This window comes from Marvinbryantia sp. (assembly GCF_047017445.1).
In the GTDB taxonomy this organism is placed as follows: domain Bacteria; phylum Bacillota; class Clostridia; order Lachnospirales; family Lachnospiraceae; genus Marvinbryantia.
The window spans coordinates 1-12418 of sequence record NZ_JBKXTT010000010.1 but is presented as its reverse complement, the minus strand read 5'-3'; the positions used below and the strand labels follow the sequence as shown (position 1 = coordinate 12418).

The following is a 12418-nucleotide window of genomic DNA, read 5'->3' as shown; positions in this document are numbered from 1 at the left end:
CTCCTGTGATTTTTCATTCCTGCAGACTTCTGCAGTCGTACCTACTATAAGTCAATTTCACATAAAATGCAAGTGCCTGTATACTCCGGCGCCACTGTCCATATGATCCAGTATTCTCTGCATCCTCCGGCGCCAGTATCATCATCCGGAAGGTATATTTTTCTGCCAGCGCCAGTAACATCATCCAGAATGCATATTTTTCCGTCAGCGCCAGTAACATCATCCAGAATGCATATTTTTCCGTCAGCGCCAGTATCATCATCTGGAATGTATATTTATCCGCCGGCGGGAGATAATAATATTCAAATCCCCCGCGGGAATCAAACGGTAACTTCACAGTTATGCGCGGCACATCTGTTTCTGCAGCATGACCGGGTGGTTACATAAAATTTAAGAAACAGGAAAGGATTGACGGCTTTATGGAAAAGAAAGAAACAAGGGATACTATCTGTCTGCTAAAAGAATGCAATGCCGGTTCAAAAATGGCAGTATCCTCTATTGAAGATGTGCTGGATAAGGTGAAAGATTCCAGCATGAGAAAATTATTATCAGAAAGTAAAAGCCATCACGAAAAATTATGTGATGATATCCACACGCTTCTGGAACAGCATCACAGTGAAGAAAAAGAACCCGGTAATGTAGCCAAAGGCATGGCATGGCTGAAAACTACCATGAAGCTCGGCATGGAAGAAAGCGATGCAACTGTTGCCGACCTGATGACCGATGGCTGCAATATGGGAATCAAAACACTCCATAAATACTTAAACCAATATCCGGCTGCCGACCATTCCTCGAAGGATATCTGCAACCGTCTGATTGATATTGAAGAAAAGCTCTGCCGGGATTTAAAAAGCTATCTTTAAAAATTGCAGTAACTACAGCGTATTTGCACGGTCGATTACCTTCTGACGGAAGTTAATTACCTGATGCTCATACTCCTCATCCATAAATTTTGAAGTAATCATAAAATCTGCAGTCGCACGATTATTGGCAATCGGGATGTCATACACCTGTGCAATACGAAGCAGCGCTTTTACATCCGGGTCGTGCGGCTGTGCTTCCAGCGGATCAGAAAAGAAAATTACAAAATCAATATTTCCTTCTACGATTTTTGCACCGATCTGCTGGTCTCCGCCGAGAGGGCCGCTGTTATACCCCTTTACCGGAAGGTCCGTGTACTCGGAAATCATCCGCGCAGTTGTACCGGTGCCGCAAAGGAAATGATTCTGCAAAATACTCTTATTTTTCTGGCACCACTCAATCAGTTCCATTTTTTTGCCGTCATGCGCGATCAGGGCAATCCGTTTTTTCTTACCTATTGTAAATGTGATATATTCATTATCCATATACATACCTCCTGTAACAAAGTGTCATTTTTATACCAATGTGCCGTATAATCCGGAAATCCCGAACCATACTGCACATTTCTATTTTACATGATTATCCAGAGAAAAACAATCAATTTTCTGTGAATTCTTTGTAAAATCACACTTTGTATTACAGCTCAGACCTGCATGGCTGACGCCTGAACAATCGCAATCCTGTCCAAATTATCACATATTCTGCTGGTTTTCAGGTCTCCTATAATGTTTTCCGGTACAGCATTTCCACATCCTTCTGCTCCGTGCTTCTTGGATTTACCAGGATATTTCCGCTCTTCATTGCGTCAGCAGCCATCGCTTCTATCCGGTCCTCCCCGACCCCCGCTTTCCGCAGAGATTCCGGAATTCCCAGTTCCCTGTTCAGCTCCCGGAGCGCTTCTGCCAGCATCTGCGGTTCAAATTCTTCTTTTTTCACATTTTTACCGGTAATATAACTGTATATTTTCCGATATCTTCCCCGATCCGCCAGAGCATTATATTCCATAACAACCGGCAGCAGTATCGCATTCGCCACTCCGTGCGGTACATGATACATCGCACTTACCGGATGGCTCATCGCATGTACATTTCCGAGTCTTGCCCAGGAAAAAGCAATGCCCGCAAACATAGAGCCGCTTAGCATAGCGGCTGCTGCCTCTTCATCTTTTCTGTTTGCCACATATCTTCGTATATTCCCGCCAATCAGCTCCAGCGCCTTTTCCGCCATAGCATCAGAAAACGGGGACGCCGCTGTCGAGATATAAGCTTCTATTGCATGAACCATCGCGTCAACACCGCAAGCTGCCGCAACATTCGACGGTACGGAAACCAGCAGCTCCGGATCCAGCAGCGCATACTCCGGAATTAACTCATAACTGAAAACCGTTAATTTATAATTTCTGCTGCAATCCGTAATTACGGAAAAGGCTGTCACCTCCGAGCCGGTGCCTGCCGTAGTCGGCACTGCAATCAGCGGAACAATTTTCCCCGGTACCTTTCCGCCGCCCTCATATTCTGTAATACTGCCCCCGTATTTTACCAGGATACCTGCCGCTTTTGCCACATCCATCGGCGAGCCGCCGCCAAGCGCTATCATGCACTGCGCGCCGGACCTTTGGAATGCTTCTGCCGCTTTATCCACCGTCTCAACAGAAGGATTCCCTTCTGTCTCTGTAAATGCATCTGACTGAATATGTGATTCCTGTAAAAGCCTCCTGCATGTGTCTACCAGTCCCATCCTGTTCAAATGCGGACCGGAAATAATAAATGCATGGTCCGCACCCAGCTTTTTCACAAGCTCCGGTAATTTTGTGAGACATCCCTTGCCCGCAATAATGTTCTGCGGCACAGAAAATGTAAACGCATTCATATGTGACCTCCTTCAATGCTGCTGTCCTTTTTCTTCACACTGGCTGGCACAGACCACAAATTCCTGCCGTGCCAGCCGCCAGAACATATGCCTGATTTTACTGCTGTGCATTCGAAGCAGCTTTTTCGCTGTATTCTTCTACCCACTTATCAAAGTTTCCATTTTCCTGGTTTTCTTTGATTACCTCATTCACAATTTCCATGAGGTCTTCGTTGCCTTTATCCATTGCCACTGCAGATGTTTTCAGCTTGCCTGTTTCGGCATCCGAAAATACAATGTTATCGTAAGCTATTACATATTGTTCTCCAACAATATTTTCAACCATAACACCTGCAACCTTTCCGTTCTGAAGCTCCATCAGACAATCCGGCACTTTTTCCAGAGATACCAGCGGGGAATCCGTAAGCAGTTCCTGGCAGACAGTCTCCTGCGTGGTAGATTTTTCAGCAGCAACCGTTTCACCGCTAAAGTCCTCCAGCGTCTTATATTTATCCGCATTTTCACTTAAAATCAGCATTTTCTGTTCTGCTTCCAGATACGGTTCCGAGAAATCCATCGTTTCTTTTCTCTCTTCCGTAATGGAAATACCGGCAATCGCCATATCTACCTTATGCGTCGGAATAGAGGAAATCAGAGAAGTAAAGTTCATATCCTGTATTTCCAGCTCCACTCCCAGCTTATCTGCAATCGCCTGTGCCAGCTCCATATCTATGCCGACAATGTCCTGATTTGCAGATGTGATGTCTATAAATTCATACGGCGGGTACCCCGATGCCGTTCCTACTACCAGCTTGCCTTTTTCTTTTATAGATTCCAGAAGCCCTCCTTCTCCGGTTCCTTCAGCCTCTGTTTCCTCCGCAGCCTCTGCTGCCTCTGTTGTAATCTCTGTTTCCCCTGCCGCCTCCGTTGTGCCTTCCGCGTAAACCGGAATGCCCGCCAGCATAGCTGCCGCCAGAATGCCACTCATTGCCGCTGCTGCCAAATTTCTTTTCTTCATAATGTTTTCCTCCTCTGACTTAATGATGCGGGGCGAAAGTATTGCCCCGTGACGCCTTCTGATTTTTGCGCGCTTTCAAAATCCGGCATCACATAATGTTTTATAACCAGAAGCGGTTGATTGCCGCTTCTAATTACCAGATAAATAAAAGTATCGTATCTATAATACCAGTCTGTCCCGGTTTACGATTCTATTCACCAGGTCATACTCCCCTCTCAGATAATGTACGACATTTTCGCAGGAAATATCCTGCAGCGCTTTCAATGTTTCTATCGTATAAAACGCAGCATGAGGAGTGATGATAACATTTTCCCTTCCTGCCAGCTCCTCCTGCGCCAGATCCGGATTCTCCTGCGCCAGCACATCCAGACCCGCTCCAAACACGCGCCCCTCATCAAGAGCCTTTACAAGCGCTTTATGATTTACCACTTCTCCGCGACCCGTGTTGACAAAAATCGGGCACTGCTTCAGACTGCCGAAAAATTTTTCATCCAGTAATCCTCTGTTTTCTTCACTTAATATCATGTGATTTGTAATAATATGACACCTTTCTGCAATTTCCGGCAGGCTCACAAGCTCTGCCCCCGTCTTCCTGGCAATTTCCGTCGGAAGATAAGGGTCATAAGCTATCACATGAATCCCGAAGCTCTTTGCCCGCTCCGCTACCGCCCTTCCGATTTTTCCCAGTCCCAGGATTCCCATCGTCATTCCGCTGATTCTGCGCAGCTTTTGTCCGGAATAATACTGCCACCGTTTCAAATCGTCAATGTCATGTCCGTAATGCTTCAGCCCTCTGGCAAGCGCCAGTATCAGCGCCATCGTGTGGTCTGCCACTTCTCCGGTACAATACTCCCCGATTGGCACAATTCCAATATTCCGTCTGCACGCTTCTTCATAATCCACCGCATTGTAACCGGTGGCATTAAAGCAGATGCATTTCATCCCCGTCGCACTGTCCAGCAGCTCCTTATCAAAATACAAAAACGCCGTCAGCACCGCATCCGCATCCGAAACCAGACGCTTCAGTTCTTCCTTATCTCCTCTGTACAGATAGCAGATTGTCTCACATCCCGGAATTCCTCTCTTCAGAATAGCTTCCTCATATGCCAGATTCCGCCCCATTGTATCCGGATAATCCGTAATCACTACCTTCATTTCCAGCCTCCTTACGCTTCTGAGATACCGGGCATCTTTTGCTGTTCCCTCTCGGCTTCTTTTCTGAACATCCGTTATTTTCTGCCGTCCCTTCCCATCCGCTTTTCTGCATACCTACTCTCTTCTGCCGTTCTTACCATCCGCTTTTCTGCATATCTGTTGTCTTCTCCGGTTCTTCCCATCCATTTTTCTGCATATCTGTTGTCTTCTTCGGTTCTTACCATCCGTTTTTCTGCATATCCGTCAGCTTCTGCTGCTCCTGCGCATATTTTTTTCAATTCTGCGGATGACGCAGGACAGGGAAAAGGTGATGATAAAATAAATCACAGCAACAATAAGTAACGGTTCCATCGGACGGAAGCTGATGCCTCGGATCGTATCCGCCGCATACATCAGTTCTGCAATACCTATCACAGAAACCTGTGAAGACGTTTTAATCACCGTCACAAATTCATTCGCAAGCGCCGGAATAATATTTTTTATCGCCTGCGGCAAAATCACATACCACATGCGTCTCCTTCCATTCAGACCGAGCGCCATTGCGCCCTCCGTCTGTCCGATATCAATCGACTGGATACCGCTTCGTACAATCTCGCAGATATACGCTGTCGAGTTGACACTTAACGCAACCGTTCCGGAAAGGAGTCGTGAAATGTCCACGCCGCCAAACATAATAGAAGGAATTTCTATCCCCATCATCGGCAAACCGTAATACACAATAAAAATCTGTACCAGTACGGGCGTACCGCGTATGAATTCCACATAAGCTGCCGCAATCGACCGCAAAACAGGGGATTTGCTGATACGCATAAACGCCATCAGCGTTCCGCAAATCAGACCAAGGATAATCGTCATGACGGAAATCAAAAGTGTAATTTTGGTACCATTCCAGAGCAAAACTCTGTATGTCGATAAAATACGTAAAATCTGTGCCATCCTGCTCCCTCCTTTACAGCATCTTTTTCAAAAACGCCTGTACCCTTTCGTTCTGCGTTTCCTCAAACACCTGCTGCGGGGTTCCTTTTTCCATGATTATTCCCTCGTCCATAAAGACCACGCGGTCCGCGACCTCCCTGGCAAATCCCATTTCATGTGTGACAACAACCATCGTCATACCCGTCCTGGCAAGCTCCTGCATGGTACTTAATACTTTCCCGACCATCTCCGGGTCAAGCGCGGAGGTCGGTTCATCAAAAAGAAGGATCTCCGGCTCCATTGCCAGCGCCCGCGCAATGGCAATACGCTGCTTCTGCCCGCCCGACAGCATTTCCGGATACACATCCTTCTTATCCTCCAGCCCGACCTTTTTCAAAAGCTCCAGAGCTTTCTTTTCCATCAGATCCTTCGGCTGTTTCTTTACCTTTACCGGGGACAGCAGGATATTTTTCATCACCGTCATATGAGGAAACAAATTAAAATGCTGAAAAACCATTCCCACTTTCTGTCTGAGCAGGTCATAATCCACACGCCGGTCCGTGATACACTGTTCCTTAAACCAGATCTCTCCTCCGCTCACCTTCTCAATCGCATTCATGCACCGCAGAAGCGTGCTCTTTCCGGAACCGGAAGGACCGATAACAGCCACCACCTCTCCCGGCATAATGTCCAGATTGATTTTTTTCAGGACCTGCAGGGAGCCATAATTTTTTGATACATCCTTTATTCTGATTACCGGATTTTTCATAATCGTTCCTCCTCGCTCTTCTCACGGTGTGCAGAAGTGCTCTTCTACAAAGCTTTTCAGAAGCTTTACCGTTCCCTCTGTGCCAAGCACACTGCTATCTATCATAATGTTTTTGTAACGATAGTCTCCGGGCAGATATCCGGCATAGGCTTTGTGATAGCGTTCCCTTGCCTTATCCACCTCCAGAATCATTTTCTTCGCCTCATCCGGCTGCAGGTGAAATTCTTTGAGACATGTTTCATATCGTTTTTCGTAAGGTGCGTAAATAAAAACATGTATGCAGTTCGGATATTCCTGCAGAATACTATCCGCGCATCTTCCCACAATGACGCATGGTCCCTCCTCCGCGAGCTCCCGGATAATCTTCCTCTGCGTGCGGAAAATGGTATCCTGCGTATCCGTCGTCCCCATTCCCAGGGGATATTTCATGCGGAAAAATCTCCCCTGGACGGCTTCCTCCAGCTCTCCGATTACAGAAAGCGGAACACCGAGCTTCTTGGCCGTCATATCCACAATGTCTCTGTCATAATATGCGACACCCAGAGCCTCTGCCAGTTTTTTTGCAATCGGTCTCCCCAGACTTCCAAACTGCCTTGTCACAGTGATAATATAGTTGTTCACGCTTTCCGCCCCCTTTATTTATGAAACCGGCATCCGCCACAACGGCAATGTGGAACAATGGATTCCACCGCCCAGTCTGTTAATTTCCGAAATATCAACCGGTATCGTTTCTACTCCTGCCTTTTCCAGATTCTTTCTGGTTTTCACACCGGAAGCGGAAAACAATACCTTTCCCGGCTCAAGCGCAAGGCAGTTGTTTGTCAGCATCGGGTCCTCCATGTCCGTTTCAATAAGCTGATATCCCCTTTCCTTCAGCATCTTCAGAAACCAGTGCGGCAGAATGAAGGTGCTCACCAGTATCTTTTCTTTGTCGACAGGCAGGAAAGCCTCATCCAAATGAATATAATACGCCGGCATGTCCACAACAATCAGCTCAATATCCTGATAAGACAACAGCGTGCGCAGCTGCTCAATACCTGCATCATTAATCCGTACCGAGCGTCCGACGATTGCCGTATGCGCATCGAGCATGGAGAAGGAACCGCCCTCCACCGTGCCCCTGCCCTGGATTGCCCCGATAATCGGGATTCCCTGCTCCGCCATAAATTTTTGTGTGATGCAGGTATCTCCCTGATGGAAATACATCGCAAATCTTGTGAGAACAACACCCTTTGGCAGCATCAGTGCAACGTCTCTGGTAAATGTGAGGTTTGTCCAGTAATAAGAGGGATCTTCCAGATAAAAAATCTCAATTCCGTTATTTCTGAGGATTTCTGCCATCCGGTCATGCTGCTCCTGCATCAGCCCGATATCCGGAAGTTTATGTGACTTAAAGTAATTGCGGATTCTTTTTCCGTCCCTGCTTTTTAAAATTCGGGCTCCTGCCTCCTCTTCATAAGAGCCTTCTGCAAGCTGTTTTAATTCTTCTCCCGGACGATGTATCAAAATCTTCCTGATTTTGCCCACAGAATTATCCACTCCGAATTCATTACCCCAGACCTCCCCGTATACCTCCGAAGTAAACATATTGTCAATTCTGCTCCTGTCCATATACATCTGTAAGGTTGCCATCTTCCTATCTCCCCTCTTCCTGCAAAATTTCGTCCACCACAGCGACTGCAAAATCAATTTCCTCTTTTTTCACAATAAGCGGCGGGATAAAACGGACAACATTATGGTCCGCCCCGCAGGTCAGAAGCACCAGATTCCGCTCCAGCGCTTTTGACTGAATTTTGGCAGTCAGCGCCGCATCCGGCTTTTGAGGACGTGTCACCAGCTCCATAGCCACCATAAGCCCCGCTCCGCGCACATCCCCGATTGCCTCCGGATGCTTTTTCTGAAGCGCCTGCAGTTTTTCCAGAAAATACGCTCCCATTTTCCGGCAGTTTTCCAGCAGATGCTCCTCCTCTATTATCTTCAGTGTTTCCAGACCGGCACGACAGGCAAGCGGATTGCCGCCAAAGGTTCCGCCATGCGCTCCGGCAGGCCATTTATCCATAATCTCTTTTCTGGCAATAATTGCCGAAAGCGGAATCCCGCCGCCAAGCGCCTTCGCAGAGGTCAGGATGTCCGGCTTTACGCCAAAGGTCTGATATGCATACAGTTCCCCGGTTCTTCCAATACCGGTCTGCACCTCATCGAAAATCAGCAGAATACCATATTTATCACATATTGCCCGCAGCCCCTCAAGGAATGCTTTTTCCGGAACAATATATCCACCCTCTCCCTGCACTGGTTCCACAATGATTGCCGCCACACATTCCGGAGCTATCATTTTCTGGAAAATCTGTTCAAACTGTCCCAGACATTCCATGTGACATTTTCCTTTTTTCTGTCCGAACGGACAACGGTAACAGTTCGCATAATCCGCCCAGTAAACTGCCGGAAGCAGCGGTTCGTAATATTTCCGGTACGCCGCATTGGAACCGGTAATGGATACTGCCGCCAGCGTGCGTCCGTGAAAGGAATTCCGGAAGCTGATAATCCCCGGTCTTTTTGTGACATATTTCGCCAGCTTGATTGCCCCCTCATTTGCTTCCGCACCGGAATTGCTGAAATATACCTTTGTGTCACCGCCGGTCAGCTCCACCAGCTTTTCCGCCAGTGCAACGTAAGATTCATAATACACGACGTTATGCCCCACATGTATCATATTGTCCAGTTCGTCTTTAATCACTGCAACTACCCGTTCATTGCGGCATCCGATGTTGTTCACGGCAACTCCGCTTGCAAAGTCCAGAAGCCGTCTCCCGTCCTCTGTATACAGATATGCTCCCTCAGAGCCTGTTACCCCCAGCGTCGTCGCACGTTTTGCAACGGCAGGCATTACCTCCATACATCTCTCATACATGCTCTTCATCATTTCGTCCCCGCTTTCTGCGCTTACCCTTTCGCCTTATCTTCTGCGTTTTTCTGCGATAGTTTACTTTTTATTTCTTCCCGGTTTTACCCCGCTATCATTGCCTTATTTCAGATAATATGTAATTGTTTTCCAGATTAGTGTTGGTAAAGTCTCAAAAGTATATGGAACATGTACACGTTCTGTCCATTTATGTGCATCTTTTCCGTAGCATCCATAATTTACTGCCGGAATATTCAGCCTTTTCATCTGAGCAAGCGGCAGCGGATACAGACTTTCCATTCCGGGAAAATTATCCAGAAGCAGTTTCAGCGATTCCTCCGTATCGTCAATTTTCAGATAGCTGCTGTCAGAAAGACTTGGGAAAAATTTCATGAACCGGAATTCCTCTCCCGTTTCCTGCCTTACTTCCTTTGCAATTTCCATAATCTGACTGATGAGCGCCTCATCTTTCCCCTGCAATGTGTTGTGCGGACAATACGGAGCCGCAAAATATAACACAATAATTGGATGCGTTATTTTGGCTGTATGCAGCAGATAGCGTATCACATGAATGGGAATTTCCCGTTTATCTGTCCCCTTCTGCAGCTCCCGTGTCAGTATCCTGTCAATCTCCTCATCATCTGCTCCCAGCTTCTTTGCCCTCTGGTACAGCCCGTCATAGGTGCAGACATCACAGTGATATTTGTAGTCACTGTGCCTCTGACCGTTCCGTGCACAAAATCTCCGGCTCATATCATTGATGTTCTGTAACATATCTCTCATTGTTTCATCTGCCGCCGCCAGCAGTTTTGACAGAATCTCTTCCATCGAGCTGTTATGCACAAAATAATTAAAATAAACAAATGCTTCTGACGGTGTCTGAACATTGTACCAGGGCTTCAGGTCCTTCATCTTCAGTACCGACGGCGGATAGGCATACTCTCCGGCATATTCATCGGAAAAATCACAGTTCAGAGAAATTTTTTCCGTCAGCTTTGCCGCAAGCATAGCGGCGTCAAATCCTTCAAAGCACTGCCCCACATGCGTTTCCTTTCCCTGTATATAGAAACAGGGCAGCAGCTTTCCGACTACTCCTGTATAAATCGTCTTCGCCGTATCCCCCGGAAACAACGGACAAATAAAATCATTGTTGACAGCCATCAGATAGTTAAGATGGTAACGGTTCTTCAGTTCTTCCAGAATGTCCAGCCCCTCAATAATGCCGGTGTGAAGATTTTCCTCGACAGGATTCAGAGAAAGAAGAATATTTCCCCGCAGCTCCTCCGGATGCTCACTGGCAGTTTTCAGAATACTGAGAAACACCGCATCCCCACTTTTCATATCGCAGGCGCCCCGCCCGAACATATACTCTCCGGATTCCAGGTCCTTTCGCACCTCTTCCGGAAGGTCCTCCAGCCTGCCAAGCGCCTCCTTCAGCTCATCCGGACTGCACGCCAGCGGTTTCAGTCCTTTATATTCCTCAATTCCAACCGTGTCAGTATGTCCATGAAAAATCAGGGTGTCTCCGCACGCATCCTTTTCACCGATCAGCAGCGCGCAGACATTGCGCCGATGGAGCGCATCGTTTTTCAGTTCTCTTACAACGACCTGTTCCGGATGCTTTTGAAAATATGGAATCTGCCTCAGATACTGTTCCAGGAACATTCCAATCTGCTGCTCCCCTTCTGTAGAATTAATGCTGCATATACGAACGAGCTGTTTTGTCAAATCCACCATTTCCTGATTAATCACAATATTCCCTCCCCTTCTCAGATAGAAATCTGCCCTGGTACACCAAAATCATTTTAAAATTAAAAGCACCCGGCTATGATGCCTGCGGATTTTTCTGTGGAGCCTGCAGGAGCTGCCACCGGCAACTCCTTTCGGATACACGGCAACGAAAAGAGGCTATTGCTTTTGCAACAGCCCCTTTGCCATACTGGTATTTCTCTTTTTCAATTGGGTTTACGCCCTCCGGTATCCTCTCCGGCTTTTGCGTTATCCCTCTGTCTTTTGGTATACATTTTACACGGCTTTTTTGAATTGTCAATACCCAATTTCTAATTTTTTTCTTGATTTTTCGCATTTTACATATTAAAATAATTTTAAAAATGTATACATTTTTGGAGGAAAGACCATGAAAACGCTTACGAAAACAGGAAAAAAAGCTGCCAGCACCGTCACTTTAAAAGAGCAGGCGTACCAGGCGATCCGGGAACAGATTCTGAAAAACCATCTGCCTTCCGGCACGCCGCTCACGGAGGAACAGCTCAGTGCGGCGCTGAATATCAGCCGTACTCCTATCCGCGCCGCACTGCAGAAGCTGACCTATGAAAAGCTGACCATCCAGGATGCGACCGGACATATTTTTGTTTCCACAATTACCAGAAAAGATGTGGAAAATCTCACCGTGCTCCGCGCCCGGATCGAACCGCTGGCAATCGAGCTGGCGTCCTTTCCCATAGACGCCGAAAAAATTGAATTACTGAAAAAAGACTGCTCTGTACAGTCTGCCCTGGTGAAAGAACACCCGGAGGATGACTACCGCTACGCCATACTGGATACGCAGTTTCACACGGATATCGCAGCATTATGTGACAATTCCATTCTGGCGGACACTTTTAATTATCTGGCGCCAACCGTCATCCGCGTCCACATTCTTACCGGAACACTGAATCCGTATAAGGAAACTGCCATCGAAGAACACCTGGAGCTTATTCATTATCTGGAACGCGGAAAAAAAGATTTCGCCATGCTTGCATTAAAAGAACACGTTATGCAGGTGGGCAACCGGATTATGACCAGCTTATAATCACAAATTGCAGCCGTTTACAGATATCATCTGAGATACATCACGCTCTGTTCTTCCGTTACTGTTTACTCCGTTCACAGCAGCCTTCGCAAATCCATTTAAAATTCGCTTCGCGAATGGGATTTGCTCACACTTGAA

General features: G+C 47.0%; 14 protein-coding genes. 2 read left to right on the top strand and 12 right to left on the bottom strand.

The genetic code is table 11. The annotated features are described in order from the left end of the window. Window positions 1-13: 13 nt before the first annotated feature. Window positions 14-337 carry a hypothetical protein gene (locus ACLU9Q_RS12425; RefSeq protein WP_412625363.1) on the bottom strand — a complete coding sequence of 108 codons (324 nt, stop codon included), beginning with the start codon at window positions 335-337 and terminating at the stop codon, window positions 14-16. 82 nt (window positions 338-419) lie between these two features. On the opposite strand from ACLU9Q_RS12425, the gene ACLU9Q_RS12420 reads away from it, so the two are divergent. After that, window positions 420-863, top strand: a complete 444-nt coding sequence (locus ACLU9Q_RS12420) for a hypothetical protein (protein ID WP_412625362.1) — start codon at window positions 420-422, stop codon at window positions 861-863. A 12-nt stretch (window positions 864-875) separates the two neighbouring features. Here ACLU9Q_RS12420 and ACLU9Q_RS12415 read toward each other — a convergent pair whose 3' ends face one another. The 11 genes from ACLU9Q_RS12415 to ACLU9Q_RS12365 form a co-directional block, all read right to left on the bottom strand. Further along, window positions 876-1346 carry a methylglyoxal synthase gene (locus ACLU9Q_RS12415; protein WP_040782712.1) on the bottom strand — a complete coding sequence of 157 codons (471 nt, stop codon included), beginning with the start codon at window positions 1344-1346 and terminating at the stop codon, window positions 876-878. 235 nt (window positions 1347-1581) lie between these two features. Then, window positions 1582-2730 (bottom strand): iron-containing alcohol dehydrogenase, encoded by a 1149-nt coding sequence (locus tag ACLU9Q_RS12410; protein WP_412625360.1) that lies wholly within the window; start codon window positions 2728-2730, stop codon window positions 1582-1584. 97 nt (window positions 2731-2827) lie between these two features. Beyond that, window positions 2828-3727 (bottom strand): transporter substrate-binding domain-containing protein, encoded by a 900-nt coding sequence (locus ACLU9Q_RS12405; RefSeq protein ID WP_006861439.1) that lies wholly within the window; start codon window positions 3725-3727, stop codon window positions 2828-2830. A gap of 159 nt (window positions 3728-3886) precedes the next feature. After that, a complete protein-coding gene (locus ACLU9Q_RS12400; RefSeq protein ID WP_412625358.1) occupies window positions 3887-4882 on the bottom strand; it encodes a hydroxyacid dehydrogenase in 996 nt (331 codons plus the stop codon). A 74-nt stretch (window positions 4883-4956) separates the two neighbouring features. Further along, entirely contained in the window at window positions 4957-5106 is a 150-nt protein-coding gene (locus ACLU9Q_RS12395) for a hypothetical protein (RefSeq protein WP_412625356.1), read from the bottom strand. A 19-nt stretch (window positions 5107-5125) separates the two neighbouring features. Next, window positions 5126-5818, bottom strand: a complete 693-nt coding sequence (locus ACLU9Q_RS12390) for an amino acid ABC transporter permease (protein WP_006861442.1) — start codon at window positions 5816-5818, stop codon at window positions 5126-5128. Window positions 5819-5831: 13 nt separating this feature from the next. Then, on the bottom strand, window positions 5832-6566 hold the full coding sequence (locus ACLU9Q_RS12385; RefSeq protein ID WP_412625354.1) for an amino acid ABC transporter ATP-binding protein: 735 nt from the start codon (window positions 6564-6566) through the stop codon (window positions 5832-5834). A gap of 21 nt (window positions 6567-6587) precedes the next feature. After that, entirely contained in the window at window positions 6588-7187 is a 600-nt protein-coding gene (locus tag ACLU9Q_RS12380; RefSeq protein WP_296838185.1) for an AAA family ATPase, read from the bottom strand. An 18-nt stretch (window positions 7188-7205) separates the two neighbouring features. Continuing rightward, complete coding sequence (locus tag ACLU9Q_RS12375; protein ID WP_412625352.1) at window positions 7206-8198, bottom strand: dimethylarginine dimethylaminohydrolase family protein; 993 nt, start codon at window positions 8196-8198, stop codon at window positions 7206-7208. Between the two features lie 4 nt (window positions 8199-8202). After that, window positions 8203-9489, bottom strand: coding sequence for an aspartate aminotransferase family protein (locus tag ACLU9Q_RS12370; RefSeq protein ID WP_412625350.1), 1287 nt, complete (start codon window positions 9487-9489; stop codon window positions 8203-8205). 102 nt (window positions 9490-9591) lie between these two features. Next, entirely contained in the window at window positions 9592-11220 is a 1629-nt protein-coding gene (locus ACLU9Q_RS12365; protein WP_412625348.1) for a M20/M25/M40 family metallo-hydrolase, read from the bottom strand. A gap of 385 nt (window positions 11221-11605) precedes the next feature. Between ACLU9Q_RS12365 and ACLU9Q_RS12360 the strand changes: the two genes are divergently transcribed. Beyond that, on the top strand, window positions 11606-12280 hold the full coding sequence (locus ACLU9Q_RS12360; RefSeq protein ID WP_412625346.1) for a GntR family transcriptional regulator: 675 nt from the start codon (window positions 11606-11608) through the stop codon (window positions 12278-12280). Window positions 12281-12418: the final 138 nt, after the last annotated feature.

Bases quoted from the DNA above. Each gene is read 5' to 3' on its own strand.
- ACLU9Q_RS12420 (WP_412625362.1), top strand. From the start codon at position 420: ATGGAAAAGAAAGAAACAAGGGATACTATCTGTCTGCTAAAAGAATGC.
- ACLU9Q_RS12415 (WP_040782712.1), bottom strand. From the start codon at position 1,346: ATGGATAATGAATATATCACATTTACAATAGGTAAGAAAAAACGGATT.
- ACLU9Q_RS12410 (WP_412625360.1), bottom strand. From the start codon at position 2,730: ATGAATGCGTTTACATTTTCTGTGCCGCAGAACATTATTGCGGGCAAG.
- ACLU9Q_RS12405 (WP_006861439.1), bottom strand. From the start codon at position 3,727: ATGAAGAAAAGAAATTTGGCAGCAGCGGCAATGAGTGGCATTCTGGCG.
- ACLU9Q_RS12400 (WP_412625358.1), bottom strand. From the start codon at position 4,882: ATGAAGGTAGTGATTACGGATTATCCGGATACAATGGGGCGGAATCTG.
- ACLU9Q_RS12395 (WP_412625356.1), bottom strand. From the start codon at position 5,106: ATGGTAAGAACCGAAGAAGACAACAGATATGCAGAAAAATGGATGGGA.
- ACLU9Q_RS12390 (WP_006861442.1), bottom strand. From the start codon at position 5,818: ATGGCACAGATTTTACGTATTTTATCGACATACAGAGTTTTGCTCTGG.
- ACLU9Q_RS12385 (WP_412625354.1), bottom strand. From the start codon at position 6,566: ATGAAAAATCCGGTAATCAGAATAAAGGATGTATCAAAAAATTATGGC.
- ACLU9Q_RS12375 (WP_412625352.1), bottom strand. From the start codon at position 8,198: ATGGCAACCTTACAGATGTATATGGACAGGAGCAGAATTGACAATATG.
- ACLU9Q_RS12370 (WP_412625350.1), bottom strand. From the start codon at position 9,489: ATGATGAAGAGCATGTATGAGAGATGTATGGAGGTAATGCCTGCCGTT.
- ACLU9Q_RS12360 (WP_412625346.1), top strand. From the start codon at position 11,606: ATGAAAACGCTTACGAAAACAGGAAAAAAAGCTGCCAGCACCGTCACT.